Genomic DNA, 14893 nt, shown 5'->3' on the forward strand with positions numbered 1-14893 from the left:
TGGCTCGCCTGTTCCTCGCTATCGCCCTCGGTGGCTGCTGCATCCGCAAAACCAGACACTGTGACGATGATGACCGACAGGACGAAAGACAGGACGACAATATAGTTCGACACCCTTCCTTTCATCTTTGCTTTCCTTCTCGTTGCGGTCGCGATATCATTATCAGATAATTAATTTCTGTAAAACAATAATTTTAGAAATTGCCACAAGAGATTTCCGATGCCGAAAATCCCCGAATACCCCGAATTTGCCAAACACCCAAGAATCCCAAGCCTCGTTGCGCTCAGGTGGTTGATCTATGTGTCAATCATCGTGGTAATTGCGCCTATTTTATGGATGTGGCTGGACCCCAACAGCTACAGCTACCTGAACACAAACGTCCTTGTAGAACGGTTTGGCGGCTTTGAAGGTCTGGTTTGGTGGCAACGCATCCTCGGTTTTCTTATTACTCTTATCCCTGGACTTTTGTTCACGACCGCCCTTTGTGCTCTGTTGCCGCTTATACGGTCCGCAGAATCGGGCAACTGGTTTGATGCCTCGTCTGAGCGTTACTGCATCCGCGCAGGCAAGCTTCTATTGTGGCATGCGTTCGCTAACTGGATCAGCCAGACCCTGCTCGTGATTGTGCTGACGTCAAGCAATGCGTCGGGGGAGCGTGTGCTCATGCTATCGATCAGAAGTGATGACCTTCTGGGACTAATTCCCGCTCTTATGGCGCTTGCCATCGCGCATATGATGCGGGTGGGCCGTGAGCAGCGCGAAGAGCTTAATGAGATTGTCTGAACAGGGGCCGCGACCATGCCAATTACAGTAAGACTTGATGTGGTCCTTGCTGAACGCAAGGTGAAGTCGAAGGATCTCGCCGCGCATGTGGGCATCACCGAAGCCAACTTAAGCCTGCTTAAGTCAGGCAAGGTGAAGGGGGTGCGCTTCTCGACCCTTGAAGCCATCTGTGACTATCTGGAATGCCAACCGGGCGATATCCTTGGTTTTGAAAAAGAGTAACTTCAACATGCGTAATGCTGCTTGCCCCTTGCACACACGGGCCATAATGCAGCAAGTTGAGCACATTCATTTTCAAGGACGACCTCTGTAATATGCTTGGACTTCTAAAAGGCGATAAAAAACGCGCACCTGAAACACCCGCCGCAGAAAACAGCTCTGCACCTGAAAGCAACAAGCCTGCGGCCCGGCGGCCAAAGATTGGCCTGGCGCTTGGAGCGGGTGTGGCGCGGGGCTGGTCCCATATTGGCGTGCTCCGGCGTCTGCGTGAAGAAGGCATCCCCGTTGATATGGTCGCCGGCACCTCCATCGGTGCGGTTGTTGGCGGCGCTTATGCGAGCGACAGTCTGGATGAAATCGAAGAGTGGGCGCGCGGCCTGAGGGAGTATAATTTCTTTCGCCTGCTGGACCTACGCCTTGGCGGCGGGCTTTTTGGTAGCGACAAGCTGAACCGCCTGATGGACGACCGTTTTGGCAATGTGGCTTTCTCTGACCTTAAAACACCGTTTACCGCTGTGGCCTGCGAACTGAAGAGCGGCCACGAGATATGGCTCGATAGCGGCGATATGTCAGATGCTATTCGCGCGAGCTTCGCTATACCCGGTATTTTTGAGCCCAGAAAGCTTGATGGCCGCTGGCTGGTAGACGGTGCACTTGTAAACCCCGTGCCCGTTTCCGTGTGCCGGGCAGCAGGCTGCGAAATTGTTATTGCCGTTAATTTGGCGGAGGACCTTTACGGCCGCAGACGCGCGCAAGCTGATGGCGCGCTTAGAAGCGATGACTATGGCGTGTTCGCGGACACAGACGACCGCGCAGCCATGCTTGTCAACACCCAAAAGTCATCCGTGTTTCGCAAAATATTCGGCCACAAGAAGGACGCACCCAGCCTGTTCGCCAACCTCATGGCCAGCCTTAACATCATGCAGAACCGGCTATCCCGTTCCCGCCTGGCCGGTGACCCACCGGATGTTTCCATCAGCCCGAGGGTAGGCCATATCGGCTTGATGGAGTTTCACCGTGCTTCTGAGCTGATTGACGAAGGGACTGCCGCGTTTGACCTCGCCCTGCCCCAGATCAAAGACGCACTCGCCATCATCAGCCACAGAATCAACCATTAGGAACACGGCTCATGCGCATACTGCACGTCCTTGACCATTCACTGCCGAAACAAAGCGGCTATGTGTTTCGTACCATGTCTATTGTGGCGGAGCAGCGCGCCAGGGGTTGGGAACCTGTGCTGGTGACCACACCTCGCCATGGCGCCGGAGATGAGACGCAAGAAGAAATTGGTGACTGGCAAATTTATCGCACCCCAAACCATGGGCCAAAGTCATGGGCTCCTGCTGGGCTCAGGGAATGGCTTGAAACCAGAATCACAACCACCCACCTGCGGGACCTTGTGCGAGAAATAAACCCGGACATCTTGCATGCGCATTCACCGGTTCTCAATTTCTTCCCGGCGAAAGCTGCGGCAGGCAATCGCCCTGTAGTGTACGAGATTCGCGCGTTTTGGGAGGATGCCGCCGTAGACCACGGCACCACCAAGGAAGGCAGCCTGCGATACCGGCTTAGCCGCGCACTTGAGACACGTGCGATAAAGCGCGCCGACCATGTCACCACAATATGCGATGGCCTGAGGCAGGATATTATTGGCCGCGGCGTGGCAGCAGATAAGGTTACCATCATCCCCAATGCGGTAAATGTAGACAATTTCCCGCCCATTGAGGCCTGTGACGAGCCGCTTAAGGCCAGCCTTGGCCTGGCCGACAAAACCGTGCTTGGTTTTATTGGCTCCTTTTACGGATATGAAGGGCTTGCCTTCCTTATCAAAGCCTTCCCTGCGCTGAAAGCGCGCAGGCCCGACGCGGCACTTTTGCTGGTGGGAGGTGGCCCGGCCGAAGACCGCATGCGCGCGGCCGTCAAGGAACTGGGGCTGGAAAAGGATGTGATCTTCACCGGTCGCGTGCCACATGAGGACGTGCGCCGGTATTATAGTGTTGCCGATATTATGGTGTATCCGCGCCATTCCATGCGCCTGACAGAAACGGTTACGCCCCTTAAACCACTGGAGGCCATGGCGCTCAAAAAGCTGGTGCTGGCATCCGACATTGGCGGTCACCGCGAGCTTATTGAAGACGGCAAAACCGGGCGACTTTTCAAAGCTGATGATCAAGACGACCTTGTTAACGTCTGTTCACAGCTGATGGGAGAGCGCGAAAGCTGGCTCGCATACCATGAGGCTGGGCGGCATTATGTTGAGAATGTGCGTAACTGGCACGCGAGCGTCGCCCATTATGAGGGCATATACAACCAACTACTCGCGCGCGACTGAATGCCCGCCTAGGCGCTGGCAATATAATCTTTGAGCGCAGCGGCTTCCTGCTCGGTTTCCTGCATGCGTTCCTTCACAACGTCACCAATCGAGATCATGCCAACAAGCTCACCCTTCTCAAGCACCGGAACATGACGGATACGCCGTTCCGTCATCATCGCCATAAGGTGCCCTACCGTATCGTCGCGTGAACACGTGAAAACCGATTTGGTCATCAATGTGGAAATGTCGTCAGCGAGTACACCACCACCGCGAATGGCAAGACCGCGCATCACATCCCGCTCTGAGATAATGCCAACCAGCTTTCCACCTTTGGTAACAGGTACCGCACCGATGCGGCGCTCACCGAGAAGTTTGGCAACCTCAAGAACCGTGCATCCGGCCTCCTGTGCGATGACGTCGCTGCCTTTCTGGTCCAGAATTCTACCGACATTCATACGCGTCTCCTCTTAAAGGGCGCAGCGACCCGCGCCGTGGCTTGCGGTTGGGCTCAAAACACTGATCATAGTATGCCTTTTTTTGACGCATGAAGCAAAGACAAGCGCACCAAGACCGGGGATTATCCTTCAAAAACTATAGCTTGGCCCCCTTCCCCTCGCTTGTTCGTTGCGTTACAACGTACCGGGGCAATTTCAAAAGGGCAGCGGACAAAGCACGAGTACGGGGGAACGTATAACGCATGTCACGGATATTTTTTAAGAAGGGCGAACGGCGACCGTCGATTTTCTCGACGCTTGGCTTTCTTACCGTTTGCCTCGCAGGCCTCGCTCTCATCGTTGCGGGCCCTGCCTATCAGCTGGAATTCCTTGGCCCCGATCTTCTTGACCCGTCTGACATGGAGATGCGGAACAAGATACTGCATGTCGCAACCCGGCTTGTGCTGGTGGCTGCGGGGTTCACCGTGGCCGGCATCATCCATGGTCAAACCAGCCCACGGGTGCGAACTAGCTGGCGCGGCGTTGTTGCGGCCATTATCGTGGCGGCGTTGGGGTATGTCGTCTGGACCCTGGAAACACGGATCGAAATTACCGGCGCGCTTTATGATGTCAGCACAAATCTAGAAGCCCCCCCTTCGTTCATTACGCTATCAGCACCGACAGAGGACGGATTCTCGCTCAACGCCACAACATATCAGGCCCAGCACAAGCGGGCCTATGGCGATCTGCTGCCCATCACGCTTTCCGGCACGGTTGAGGAAGCCACCCAGGACCTCGCTGGCATTCTGGCTGACAAGGGCTTAGATATAGTCGCCTCAAACACCAACACAGGCCATATTGAGGCACGTTATCACACCATCTGGTTCGGTTTTGACGGCATCATATCCTGCCGCGTGCGCGGAAACGCCGCATCGGCAATTCTTGACATTAGAGCTGTCTCAAGGCTCGGTACGCCCAATATGGGCGCAAATGCCGAGTTGATCAGAGAGATTCGCGACGCACTTGACGCCCAACGCAGTTAACGAGTGCAGTTAATCCGTTAGGAAGTCAGCATGAAAAACATCATCACCTTTTTGGCAGCATTTGTTGCCCTTGGTCTTGTAGCCTATTGGGCACTATATGTTTTTGGCAAGATTGAAGGCGTCACGCTTTCCGGGCATGGTGTCACTGCCATGGTCATTGGTCTCTTTTTCACCTTGGTTATTGGATTTGGGCTGATGGCGCTCTTGTTTTTCAGTAACAAGCATGGCCATGACGAGCAGGTCCATCATCTCTATCGCCATGACGACGATACAGATAAAGAGCAGTAAACAACAAAGCAGGTGCACAGCGTGAAGTTTGAAGACTGGGAAGAATTTTTAAGCCTTGTAAAGGATGTCTGGAAGAACGGCCTGCTTGGCATCGATGTTGGCCAGATCGTTGTTGCTGTCGGCATCTTCATCCTGTTCCTCATACTTCGCAACCTGATGACACGCTTCATGCTGAACCGGCTTGTGGCCTGGGCCAAACGCACCAACACGAGCGTGGACGATTCGATCGTTGCCGCTGTGGAAGGGCCTGTCCGCTTCATTCCCGTTGTTCTTGGCATCTTTTTCGCGACAGCCTATCTGGAGCTGGATCCGGAGAGCGCGGCACTCGCGTCAAAGCTCAATCGTTCCCTTATCGCTTTCGTGATCTTCTGGGCACTTTACCGCGCGTCTGGACCAGTAGGGCAACTACTGCAACGTGCGGACCGCTTCCTCACCGAAGCCATGATCATCTGGCTATCAAAAGCCATCCGCATCGCTTTTGCGCTTATTGGCGCCGCTGCTATTCTGGAGATATGGGGTATTGAAGTCGGGCCACTGATTGCTGGCCTCGGCCTATTTGGTGTTGCGGTTGCCCTTGGCGCGCAAGACCTGTTTAAAAACCTGATCTCCGGGCTTTTTGTTATTGGTGAACGCCGCTTCCACCCAGGTGACTGGATTTTGGTAGACGGTGTGGTTGAAGGCACTGTTGAACAGATTGGTTTTCGCACTACCACTGTGCGCCGTTTTGACAAAGCCCCGGTTTTTGTACCCAACGCCAAACTGTCTGACCAGGCTGTCACTAACTTCTCCCGTATGACATTTCGCCGAATCAAATGGGTGATCGGGCTTGAGTATCGCTCCACATCTACCCAGCTTCAGGAAGTTCGTGACGGCATTGAAAAATACCTGCTTGAGAACGAGGATTTTGTGCAGCCGGAGGAAACCGCGACCTTCGTACGTATTGACGCCTTCAGCGGCAGCTCAATCGATGTTCTGCTCTATTGTTTCACCCGCACCACAAATTGGCTGGAATGGCTGGAGATTAAGGAAAAGCTTCTGCTTGAGATAAAACGTATTGTCGAAAATGCCGGAACAGGCTTTGCTTTCCCAAGTCGCTCTCTGTATCTTGAGGCCATGCCGGGCGATATAGAAATTGCCCCTATCCACAACACCATTTCAGAAACCACCGGAAAGACCGAAGCATGAGCGAACATCGCCGCGCCACCATCCGCACCATCCCGCAGCCGTCTGACCTTAACGTAAACGGCAACATCTTTGGTGGTTGGGTGCTTTCACAGATGGACCTTGCCGGTGCAGATGCCGCCAGCAGGCTTGCGCAGGGTGCTGTGGCTACAGTCGCGATTGAAGGCATGAAGTTTCATCGCCCGATTGAGCTTGGTGATGTGATCAGCATCTATACGGATATCGAAAAGGTTGGCCGTACCTCCATCACTGTGAAAATCGAGGTTTTTGCCGAGCGCGGGCTGGAACGCAGCCTCCATCAAGTGACGGAAGCTCGTTACATCTTTGTTGCCATTAATAAAGATGGCCGCCCCCGCCCCATTAAAGACTGAGCCTATCAGGGGTTAGAACCTCAATTGCTTTGGGTAGCGTCCCCGCTCCCCACTTTCACACCGCTCTTCTCAAGCTGGGATGCGCAATAGTTTGCGATACCATCCAGCAATGAGCGGTTGCTGGCAGAAAGCTCACCACGTGAAAGCTCTGCCGACAGGTCAAGATATTTACTGAAATCCAGCTGTTTCTTGAATTCATCCACAGTGCAATTGCAAAGCGGTGTACAGGTCTCTTTACCAAAGCCAGGTTCACAGTCTTTCATGCAACGCTGGAAATCGAGCGCCAGCAGATCCGCCGGAATTTCACTCTGCTGCGCGAGCGCGGCACCGCTTGCCATAAACAGTACCGAAGCCGCAGCTGCTTTTAAAAATCTTGTCACACCCAACCTCCAACACGTGATTTTTACCATATTGCCCCTCGACAAGTGCACGGTGCAACCACATATTCGCACCCAATACGGTTTGTGTGTAACTCTAAGCATAAAAGAGACAAGATCATGGCAATCGCAACATTTGGTGCTGGCTGTTTTTGGGGAGTTGAAGAAACTTTCCGCACAACAGAAGGCGTGCTCAACACGGCTGTTGGCTATATGGGCGGGGCAAAGGACAACCCTACCTACCAGGAAGTATGCACCGACAAGACAGGCCATGCTGAAGTTGTGCAGGTAGAATACGACCCTGCCCGCTTGGACTTTGACACGCTGGTGGACATCTTTTTTGATAACCACAACCCGACAGAGCTGAACCGTCAGGGCCCCGATGTTGGCACCCAGTATCGCTCCGTTGTGTTTTATGAAGATGACGCACAAAAGGAAGCTGCACAGCGCAAAAAAGAAGAACTGACAGCATCAGGTCGTTTCAAACGTGAGATCGTTACTCTTATTGAACCTGTACAGACCTTTTGGCCCGCAGAAGAATATCACCAGCAGTATTTGTTGAAACGTGGCATGTCCAGCTGCCACATATAAAGGCTTACCCAAGCGCGAGTGGTCGGTAAAAACGTCGCGCCCAATCTTCTACATCAAGGCCCGAGGGAGCAATCTCGAGGGCCTTTTCCATGGCAATGCGCGCATCATCCTCGCGGCCAACTTGCTCAGCCAGATAGAGTGCATAAACGGCCCAGGGTTCAAAGTTTTTCGGCTCAAGCTCAACGGCGCGTTCAAACGCTTCCTCAGTCAATGCCTCATCGCCACCACTAAAGGCCAGATAACAGCCATAAGCCCGCCAGGCGAGGCTCACTTCGCTATCAAGCTCGAGCGCCCGCTCAAAATGCGCCCGCGCACCGTCAACACGGCCTTGAACGTAGCGTACAAGCGCGATGTCGCAGTCCAGCGTGCTGCAGTCGTTCGCGAGGGTTTGCGCGCGCAGGAGCGCCTCTTCTGCAGGTTCCACATCAGCCAGATCATAAAGCAGCACCTCACCATAGGTGTGCCAGACAAAATGATCCTCAGCGTCCAGCTCAATCGCGCGGCGTAAAACATCAATCACATCACCAGTCTCAAGACCAAGCTGACGTTTCACGAGCGCCGCAAGGGCCAGCGCAAATGCGCCAGCGTCATCACTTGCAATAATCTGGTCAGCGTACTGTGCCACCAGGTCCGGGCGAAACAGGCGGTAAAGCCCCATCCACACCAGATCAGCCGCCGCGTCCATATTGCCGGGTGCAAGCTCAACCGCCCGCAAGAGAGCATTCCATGCGCTTTGCGTATCTTCCTCAGTCGCCAACAGCAAGCGACCAAGCCGCGACCATGCAAAGCTTTGCGAAGGGTTCAGTTTGATGGCTTCACGCAGGTGATGCTCGGCCAAGGGCAGGTCTTCGCCTTCGTCAAACAACAGTGAGCCCAAGAGCACATGGGCCCAGTCAAAACTGTCATCCACACTCAGCGCTTGCTTTAGGTACCGTTTGCCCTCGTCCATATCGCTGCGGCCGTGATACTGCGCCTGCGCCATATGGGTTAAAGCCCAGGGGTCATCCGGCGTCAGCTCGATCGCTTTCTCCAGGTGTGCAATCGCGTCATCGGTGCGCGCCATTCGCTCCCACATCAACCACGCAAAACGAACCCTGAGATCGGCGTCCAGCGGGTCACGCTCAACAGCCCGCGCGTAGTGAAATGCCGCTTGTTCCACATCATCAAAATGTTCGTGGTACAGGATCGCCTGCCGCTTGAAACTCGCGGCGTCAGCATGGTTACGCTCAATCACGTCCGCAAAATACTTCAGTGCCTTTTTGGGGTTCCCGAGCTGCTCATCATAAAGGCAGGCCAGATTATAGAGGGTCGGGATGTCGTCGGGGTCCAACGCAAGTGCAGCTATGAAAGCTTTCTCTGCCGCGCGCGGCTTGGTTTCCATCGCGTAGCGCACAAACCCGAGGTGAAAATAGGCCCACTGATATTCGGGCCAAAGCCTGACAGCTTGCTCAAGCACCTTTTCTGCGGCTTCAAAATCTTCGCTCTGGCGATAGAGGGACCAGCCAAGCCAGCCGTGATAATAACACTCACCCGGCTCAAGGCTGATGGCATGGCGCAGCATGGCCTGCCCTTCTTCTACCTTACCAAGGAAATCAGCGAGCATGATACCAAGCTTGCCCCACGCCCAGTCATCAGTCGGGTCTTCTTCGAGCGCTGTACGGAACGCTTTTTCAGCCCCTTCATAGTCATGCAGGTTGACGCTCAGAAGGTGCCCAAGCTGAGCCCACGCCCAGGTATCGCTTGGGTCAATCTCAAGCACACGCTCCCACGCGCGTTTTGCACCACGCCAGTTTTCTGCTGATTCTGCCGCGCGTGCATCTGCTATGGCGACTTCCTTGCCATCAGCAGGTGCCATATGCGGCAATAACATCTCACGCTCGATATGGCGTTCATACGGTGCTGCGGTCTCCCTCGCGCTAAGCCTGAACTGGCCGCCTTCAGCCGCTGTGTCGCGAGGGTCCAACTCCAGCGCCCGGGCATAAGCTTTTGAGGCTTCGCCCCGCCGCCCGGGGCTTGCAGACAGGATGTCGCCCAACAGCCGCCACGCAGGGGCATGAGTGGGCGCAAAGCGGAGCACCGCGCGCATGGTCTTCTCAGCCCCATCAAGCTCGCCGCTTGAAAGCTGATGAAGCGCAAGCTCGGAAAATTCGCGCGCGGTCTCAAATATATCTGCAAGTTCAGCCATAAGGCATGCCCTTTAAAGGGGCCTTCAGGAAAAGACTAGAAAATTTTGAAGCCCGGCAGCCACAGCCCCAGCACTCAAAAGGTGATTAAGCGGCTTCGCGCCCCTGCTTGCAATTGGCACAAACCCCGTGCAGCTCAAGCGTCTGGCGACGTATAGAGAAATTCGCCTCCTGCGCTGCAGATAAAACAGCCTCTTTGAGGGCAGAGGTTGTTACCTCACGCACGGTTTCACATTTGTCACAAATCAGGAACTGGCTGACATGATTGTCCCCCGGATGCGGGCAACCAATGTAGGCGTTGAGCGATTCGATCTTGTGCACAAGACCCTCATCCATCAGGAAATCAAGCGCACGGTATACGGTTGGTGGCTTGGCAGAGCCACCCTCGGTCGCCAATTGGTCAAGCAGGTCATAGGCTTTCACTGCCTTATGGCCTTGCCAGATCATCTTCAGGATACGACGGCGCAGGTCGGTAAAGCGTGAGCCACGCTCCGCGCACAAGCGTTCTGCCTCCGCCAAGGCAGTTTCGATGCAAACACTATGATCGTGTGAATGTTTATGGCCCACTTGTCTTCCTTCAGCGTGTTACCGTTATTTCAGCGATAGTAAACGTTATCCGCTAACGTTTCCAGCCCCGTGGGCAGAGTATTGGCCATAGTAATAGCCAGAGATGAGGCTGGAACATGCGCCCCAGCCCCAGCTGTTGTTCTATTTCTTCGCCAGAAGCGACAACGCTGCTGTTGTCATCGCCTCAACACCGCCTTTGATTGTCGGCTCCCTGTCTGGCCCAAAAAGCGGAGAATGCAAGCTCGGTAGCGCCGCGCCGCCATTTTTTGAAGCTTCCACTGCCTCAGCTTTGGTTGCGCCAAGCCACAACATCACGCTTGGAATTTTTGGATCTGTGCGACCAAAGAGGGAGAAATCCTCCGCCGCCATCACCGGGTCTGCCTCATAAACATGCTCAGCCCCCATCTTCTCCGTCAGCGCAGCCTGCAGCGTTGCTGTCAGCTCCGGGTCGTTATAGGTAGACGGCGTGCCTTCAGAGAAAGTCACTTCCGGCATTTTATCTTCCGGCAAACCAAAGGCGATTGCCTGCCCGCGCGCGATACGCACAACACCATCTTTCAGGTTCTGCCGCACGTCATCTGCATAGGACCGGATTGTGATCTGCAGATGCGCATTGTCTGAAATAATATTGTGTTTGGTGCCCGCGTGAATGGACCCCACCGTCACAACACCGGATTCGAGCGGTGACGTTTCGCGTGCCACCAGCGTTTGCAGCGATGCAACGATATAGGATGCCAGCACGACAGGGTCTTTTGTGGTGTGAGGGTAAGCCCCATGGCCACCAATGCCCTTGATGGCGATGTCGGCCGAATCCACATTCGCAAGTGCATAGCCCGATACGATACCGATATCACCAGCACGGATCGCGGGCGATACATGCAGCGCAAGGTTATAGTCAGGACGCGGGAAACGCTCAAAAAGCCCTTCCTTGATCATGGCTTCAGCGCCCATTGTGCGCTCTTCCGCTGGCTGGCCAACCATAACAACGGTGCCAGACCATGTGTCACGCAGGGCGGCAAGGCGCCGCGCGGTGCCGATCATGCTGGTCATGTGCATATCATGCCCACAGGCATGCATTACTGGCACAACAGTGCCGTCGTCATCGGTCGCCATCACCTCGCTCGCATACTCAAGGCCGGTCTGCTCTTTCACTGGCAACCCGTCCATATCAGCGCGTACCAGAACCGTTGGTCCTTCGCCGTTTTTCATCACCGCCACAACGCCGTGCCCGCCAAAGTTCGTGGTCACGTCATAGCCAACAGCCTTCAGCTCCTCAGCAACCCGCTTTGCGGTTTTCTCTTCCTGTGTGGACAGTTCCGGGTTTTGGTGCAGATGGATATAGAGACTTTCCAGATAGCTATAATCCGCCGCTACATCATCCCGCAAATCAGCGGCAAAAGACGCACCAGACATAAGCGCTGCAAGCGCAGCACCTGTAATCAACTTTTTCATAAGAACCCCTCTTTATAGTTAAGAGGGAGAATAGCGTGATATCGCGTGTGATCAAGCCAAGATAGGCCGCATATGCAGCCCATGCGCAACCTAGGCCAGCCCGCTGCCCTTTGGCGCAAGGGATACGTCCCTGTGGATGGCGACCGAGAGGATAAGCCCATACGCAATCATCCATGTGAGCATAGCCGAACCACCATATGAGATCATGGGGAGCGGCACGCCCACCACCGGCATCAATCCCATCACCATGGCCACATTGATCAGCACATAAAGGAAAAGCGTCATCGCCAAGCCACTGGCCAGCAACCGCCCAAACTGACTTCTGCACCCGATACCAATGAGCATGCCGTAAACCAGCACGATCATATAGAGCGCAAGCACACTGACAGCACCAATCAGGCCAAACTCTTCCGCAAGCACGGTGAAGATAAAGTCGGTTTTCATCTCCGGCAGGAAATTAAGCTGGCTTTGCGTGCCTTCCAGAAAGCCCTTGCCGGTAAGCCCGCCTGAGCCCAGCGCAATTTTCGACTGTGTGATCTGATAACCTGCACCTAACGGGTCGGCTTCCGGATTGAGGAAGGTGAGGACCCTGTCGCGCTGATAGTCACGCATGAACTGCCACCCAACCGGGATTGCGGCAGCGATCGCAATAAATGCCCCCACAAAAAGCCACGCAGGCAAGCCCGCGAGGAAGAGGATAGCACCGCCACCCGCCACAATCATCAAGCCTGTGCCAAGATCTGGCTGCCGTACCACAAGCGCCACGGGCACCATGATCAGGACCGCGGGTGTGAGAAGCGAGCGCAGGCTTCGGCTCTGGTCATAGTTCCGGCCATGGAAATACCGCGCGAGCGACATCACCACCGCGATTTTCGTTAGTTCGGACGGCTGGATACGCATTATGCCGATATCAAGCCAGCGCTGCCCGCCCATGCCTGTTGAGCCAACGACCTCTACCGCAAGCAAAAGCGCAATACCAAGAAACCACGCGGGGTAGGCAAGCGCCATCCAGTAGCGAATATCTACCGTCGCGATCACGAGCATCAACACAAAAGCACCGCCAAAACGTGTGGCCTGGGTGGAAGCCCAAGGCTCCCACGCGCCGCCCGCCACGGAATAAAGCATGGCAAAACCGGCACCGGCGATCAGCATATTGAGGAATACAATGCTCCAGTTCAGCTCAGCAAGGCGCTGGAAGATATTTTTGCGGACCCTGCGCGGGCCAAACATGCGTGCTGTCCCCATCAGGTTTTCTTCTCTTCCGCTACCGGCTCGAGAGCACGGCGCATCTCAATGGCTTTGTCGAGCACGGCGCGCGCAATCGGTGCCGCAACCTTGGAACCACCGCCACCGTGCTGCACCAGAACAGAAACAGCAATCTCTGGATCTTCAACCGGGCCATAAGCAATGAAAAGAGCATGATCCCGCATATTCCATGGCAGGTCTGCGTTATCGATCACACCTTCAACGCGTTCTTCTTTTGTTATTCGCCGCACCTGCGCGGTGCCGGATTTACCCGCAATCTTCATCGCGCTTTTTGGCCTGCGGTAATCGTGCGCTGTGCCGCCCACCTCCGTAACCATCTCCATGCCGCGCCGCGCGAGGCGCATATGCAGTGGGTTCACTTCCATGGCACCAAAACTTTCGGCCCTGAACTCTTCTTCCCCCGGCATCGACACAAGGGTTGGATATATGCGCCTGCCAGACGCCACCCGCGCTGTCATCACAGCAAGCTGCAGCGGTGTTGCCAACATAGCGCCCTGCCCAATGGAGACATTCAGCGTTTCGCCCGTGTGCCACGGCTCGTTCAGCACCGCCCGTTTCCAGGCTTTGTCCGGCACAAGGCCCGCTCTCTCACCATCAATACCCAGATCGTAAAGTTCACCAAGGCCAAAACGCGAGGCCATATCCGCGATATGGTCGACGTCCATCTCTTGCGCGACCTTATAAAAATATACGTCGCAACTATTGGCTATGGCGCCCAGAAGGTCCTGTTTGCCGTGCCCACCACGTTTCCAGCAGTTGAAGGTATGGTTACCCAGCCGGTGTGCCCCATTGCAGTAATATTCAGTCTCAGGCTTCACGATGCCCTGCTCAAGGGCCGCCAGCGCGACAACGGGCTTGATGGTTGATCCGGGTGGATATTGCCCCGTTACGCACTTGTTCAAGAGCGGCTTGCGCGGGTCTTTCAGAAGCGCTTGCCAGTTTTCGTTGCTGATGCCACGTGTAAACTCGTTCGGGTCATAGGTGGGAGCCGACGCCATCGCAAGCAGCTCACCGGTTTTGATATCAATAGCCACAACACCAGCAGCTTCTTCACCAAGCTGGTTAATCACATATTTCTGCAACTCAAGGTCAATGGTGAGCTTCAGGTTATTCCCCGCGGACGCATCCTGCCGAGGCGGCAACTCACGAATTTCACGACCCACCGAGTTAACCTCAACCCGCCGTGTACCCGCGGACCCGCGCAGCCTGTCTTCATAGCGACGCTCAAGCCCTTGCCTGCCAACCTTGAAACCCGGCAACTGGTAAAGCGGGTTCAGCGCTACATCTTCCTCGTTCGGGCTGGCGGTATACCCCACCAGGTGAGCGATCTCATGCCCGTTTGGATAATAACGCGAGCGGCCTGCATCTGTTACCACACCCGGCAGGTCAGGCACCGCCACATTCACCCGTGCAAACGTGCGCCAATCAAGCCCCTGCGCCACGGTTACAGGCACAAACTTCCGCTGTTTTTTTATCTGGCGTTCAAGGCGCGACAGTCGCCGTTCGTCCAGCTTAACAATATGGCCAATTTTCGTCAGTGTGTGCGCAATCTCGTCCGCCTGCTCGGGGATCAGGAAAACCCGGAAATCCTGCCTGTTAGTCGCGAGTTTGCGATTATACCTGTCAAGAATTTCACCGCGCTCGGGTGTGATCAGGCGAATGGCAACCCGGTTACGTTCCGCACGCAGCTTGTATTTTTCCCCCTCAACGATGGAGAGATAATAAAGCCGGCCACCAAGCGCGACCATGGCAAGCCCCTGCCCGCCTGCAAGCAGGAAAGCCCGTCGTGAAAATGTCTGATACCGAAGACCTTCTCTTGCCAT

General features: G+C 55.0%; 17 protein-coding genes (1 of these 17 cut by a window edge). 9 read left to right on the top strand and 8 right to left on the bottom strand.

The features are described from left to right. Window positions 1-125 carry the start of a hypothetical protein gene (locus ACOOGA_RS02265; RefSeq protein ID WP_417460090.1) on the bottom strand. Its footprint begins 568 nt before the window's first position, so only the first 125 of its 693 coding nucleotides appear in the window; its start codon is at window positions 123-125; the stop codon falls past the left edge of the window. Window positions 126-219: 94 nt separating this feature from the next. On the opposite strand from ACOOGA_RS02265, the gene ACOOGA_RS02270 reads away from it, so the two are divergent. The 4 genes from ACOOGA_RS02270 to ACOOGA_RS02285 all read left to right on the top strand — a co-directional run bounded on the left by ACOOGA_RS02270 (window position 220) and on the right by ACOOGA_RS02285 (window position 3334). Next, window positions 220-783: a hypothetical protein gene (locus tag ACOOGA_RS02270; protein WP_417460091.1), complete on the top strand. Its 564-nt coding sequence runs from the start codon at window positions 220-222 to the stop codon at window positions 781-783. 15 nt (window positions 784-798) lie between these two features. After that, window positions 799-1005, top strand: coding sequence for a helix-turn-helix domain-containing protein (locus ACOOGA_RS02275; RefSeq protein WP_417460092.1), 207 nt, complete (start codon window positions 799-801; stop codon window positions 1003-1005). Window positions 1006-1097: 92 nt separating this feature from the next. Then, complete coding sequence (locus tag ACOOGA_RS02280; RefSeq protein WP_417460093.1) at window positions 1098-2120, top strand: patatin-like phospholipase family protein; 1023 nt, start codon at window positions 1098-1100, stop codon at window positions 2118-2120. Between the two features lie 11 nt (window positions 2121-2131). Then, window positions 2132-3334, top strand: a complete 1203-nt coding sequence (locus ACOOGA_RS02285) for a TIGR04063 family PEP-CTERM/XrtA system glycosyltransferase (RefSeq protein ID WP_417460094.1) — start codon at window positions 2132-2134, stop codon at window positions 3332-3334. An 8-nt stretch (window positions 3335-3342) separates the two neighbouring features. Here the strand turns inward: ACOOGA_RS02285 and ACOOGA_RS02290 are convergent, their stop codons facing one another. Beyond that, on the bottom strand, window positions 3343-3771 hold the full coding sequence (locus tag ACOOGA_RS02290; RefSeq protein ID WP_417460095.1) for a CBS domain-containing protein: 429 nt from the start codon (window positions 3769-3771) through the stop codon (window positions 3343-3345). A gap of 242 nt (window positions 3772-4013) precedes the next feature. Here ACOOGA_RS02290 and ACOOGA_RS02295 point away from each other — a divergent pair, with 242 nt between their 5' ends. The 4 genes from ACOOGA_RS02295 to ACOOGA_RS02310 are packed head-to-tail and all read left to right on the top strand — an operon-like array spanning window position 4014 to window position 6634. After that, window positions 4014-4793, top strand: coding sequence for a DUF1499 domain-containing protein (locus tag ACOOGA_RS02295; protein WP_417460096.1), 780 nt, complete (start codon window positions 4014-4016; stop codon window positions 4791-4793). A 30-nt stretch (window positions 4794-4823) separates the two neighbouring features. Next, on the top strand, window positions 4824-5081 hold the full coding sequence (locus ACOOGA_RS02300) for a hypothetical protein (protein WP_417460097.1): 258 nt from the start codon (window positions 4824-4826) through the stop codon (window positions 5079-5081). A gap of 21 nt (window positions 5082-5102) precedes the next feature. Then, window positions 5103-6266, top strand: a complete 1164-nt coding sequence (locus ACOOGA_RS02305) for a mechanosensitive ion channel family protein (RefSeq protein WP_417460098.1) — start codon at window positions 5103-5105, stop codon at window positions 6264-6266. After that, window positions 6263-6634 (top strand): acyl-CoA thioesterase, encoded by a 372-nt coding sequence (locus ACOOGA_RS02310; RefSeq protein WP_417460099.1) that lies wholly within the window; start codon window positions 6263-6265, stop codon window positions 6632-6634. The genes ACOOGA_RS02305 and ACOOGA_RS02310 overlap by 4 nt, the downstream gene beginning before the upstream one ends. Before the next feature lie 20 nt (window positions 6635-6654). Here the strand turns inward: ACOOGA_RS02310 and ACOOGA_RS02315 are convergent, their stop codons facing one another. Beyond that, window positions 6655-7014: a hypothetical protein gene (locus ACOOGA_RS02315; protein WP_417460100.1), complete on the bottom strand. Its 360-nt coding sequence runs from the start codon at window positions 7012-7014 to the stop codon at window positions 6655-6657. Between the two features lie 117 nt (window positions 7015-7131). Here ACOOGA_RS02315 and msrA point away from each other — a divergent pair, with 117 nt between their 5' ends. Further along, a complete protein-coding gene (gene msrA / locus ACOOGA_RS02320; protein ID WP_417460101.1) occupies window positions 7132-7602 on the top strand; it encodes a peptide-methionine (S)-S-oxide reductase MsrA in 471 nt (156 codons plus the stop codon). 4 nt (window positions 7603-7606) lie between these two features. On the opposite strand, the gene ACOOGA_RS02325 is transcribed toward msrA, so the two are convergent. The 5 genes from ACOOGA_RS02325 to mrdA form a co-directional block, all read right to left on the bottom strand. Continuing rightward, window positions 7607-9787, bottom strand: coding sequence for a tetratricopeptide repeat protein (locus ACOOGA_RS02325; protein ID WP_417460102.1), 2181 nt, complete (start codon window positions 9785-9787; stop codon window positions 7607-7609). 85 nt (window positions 9788-9872) lie between these two features. Beyond that, window positions 9873-10352, bottom strand: coding sequence for a transcriptional repressor (locus ACOOGA_RS02330; RefSeq protein ID WP_420429430.1), 480 nt, complete (start codon window positions 10350-10352; stop codon window positions 9873-9875). Between the two features lie 141 nt (window positions 10353-10493). Continuing rightward, window positions 10494-11804, bottom strand: coding sequence for an amidohydrolase (locus tag ACOOGA_RS02335; protein ID WP_417460104.1), 1311 nt, complete (start codon window positions 11802-11804; stop codon window positions 10494-10496). A 90-nt stretch (window positions 11805-11894) separates the two neighbouring features. Further along, window positions 11895-13049, bottom strand: coding sequence for a rod shape-determining protein RodA (gene rodA, locus ACOOGA_RS02340; RefSeq protein WP_417460105.1), 1155 nt, complete (start codon window positions 13047-13049; stop codon window positions 11895-11897). Continuing rightward, entirely contained in the window at window positions 13049-14893 is a 1845-nt protein-coding gene (gene mrdA, locus ACOOGA_RS02345) for a penicillin-binding protein 2 (RefSeq protein ID WP_417460106.1), read from the bottom strand. Before mrdA ends, rodA begins: the two co-directional genes overlap by 1 nt.

The organism is Kordiimonas sp. (genome assembly GCF_965216265.1).
GTDB lineage: Bacteria > Pseudomonadota > Alphaproteobacteria > Sphingomonadales > Kordiimonadaceae > Kordiimonas.

Excerpts from the sequence above, each read along its gene's own strand:
- msrA (WP_417460101.1), top strand. The coding sequence starts at position 7,132 with ATGGCAATCGCAACATTTGGTGCTGGCTGTTTTTGGGGAGTTGAAGAA.
- ACOOGA_RS02325 (WP_417460102.1), bottom strand. The coding sequence starts at position 9,787 with ATGGCTGAACTTGCAGATATATTTGAGACCGCGCGCGAATTTTCCGAG.
- ACOOGA_RS02280 (WP_417460093.1), top strand. The coding sequence starts at position 1,098 with ATGCTTGGACTTCTAAAAGGCGATAAAAAACGCGCACCTGAAACACCC.
- ACOOGA_RS02300 (WP_417460097.1), top strand. The coding sequence starts at position 4,824 with ATGAAAAACATCATCACCTTTTTGGCAGCATTTGTTGCCCTTGGTCTT.
- ACOOGA_RS02310 (WP_417460099.1), top strand. The coding sequence starts at position 6,263 with ATGAGCGAACATCGCCGCGCCACCATCCGCACCATCCCGCAGCCGTCT.
- ACOOGA_RS02285 (WP_417460094.1), top strand. The coding sequence starts at position 2,132 with ATGCGCATACTGCACGTCCTTGACCATTCACTGCCGAAACAAAGCGGC.
- ACOOGA_RS02295 (WP_417460096.1), top strand. The coding sequence starts at position 4,014 with ATGTCACGGATATTTTTTAAGAAGGGCGAACGGCGACCGTCGATTTTC.
- ACOOGA_RS02290 (WP_417460095.1), bottom strand. The coding sequence starts at position 3,771 with ATGAATGTCGGTAGAATTCTGGACCAGAAAGGCAGCGACGTCATCGCA.
- ACOOGA_RS02335 (WP_417460104.1), bottom strand. The coding sequence starts at position 11,804 with ATGAAAAAGTTGATTACAGGTGCTGCGCTTGCAGCGCTTATGTCTGGT.
- mrdA (WP_417460106.1), bottom strand. The coding sequence starts at position 14,893 with ATGGCAAGAGAAGGTCTTCGGTATCAGACATTTTCACGACGGGCTTTC.
- ACOOGA_RS02275 (WP_417460092.1), top strand. The coding sequence starts at position 799 with ATGCCAATTACAGTAAGACTTGATGTGGTCCTTGCTGAACGCAAGGTG.
- rodA (WP_417460105.1), bottom strand. The coding sequence starts at position 13,049 with ATGGGGACAGCACGCATGTTTGGCCCGCGCAGGGTCCGCAAAAATATC.
- ACOOGA_RS02270 (WP_417460091.1), top strand. The coding sequence starts at position 220 with ATGCCGAAAATCCCCGAATACCCCGAATTTGCCAAACACCCAAGAATC.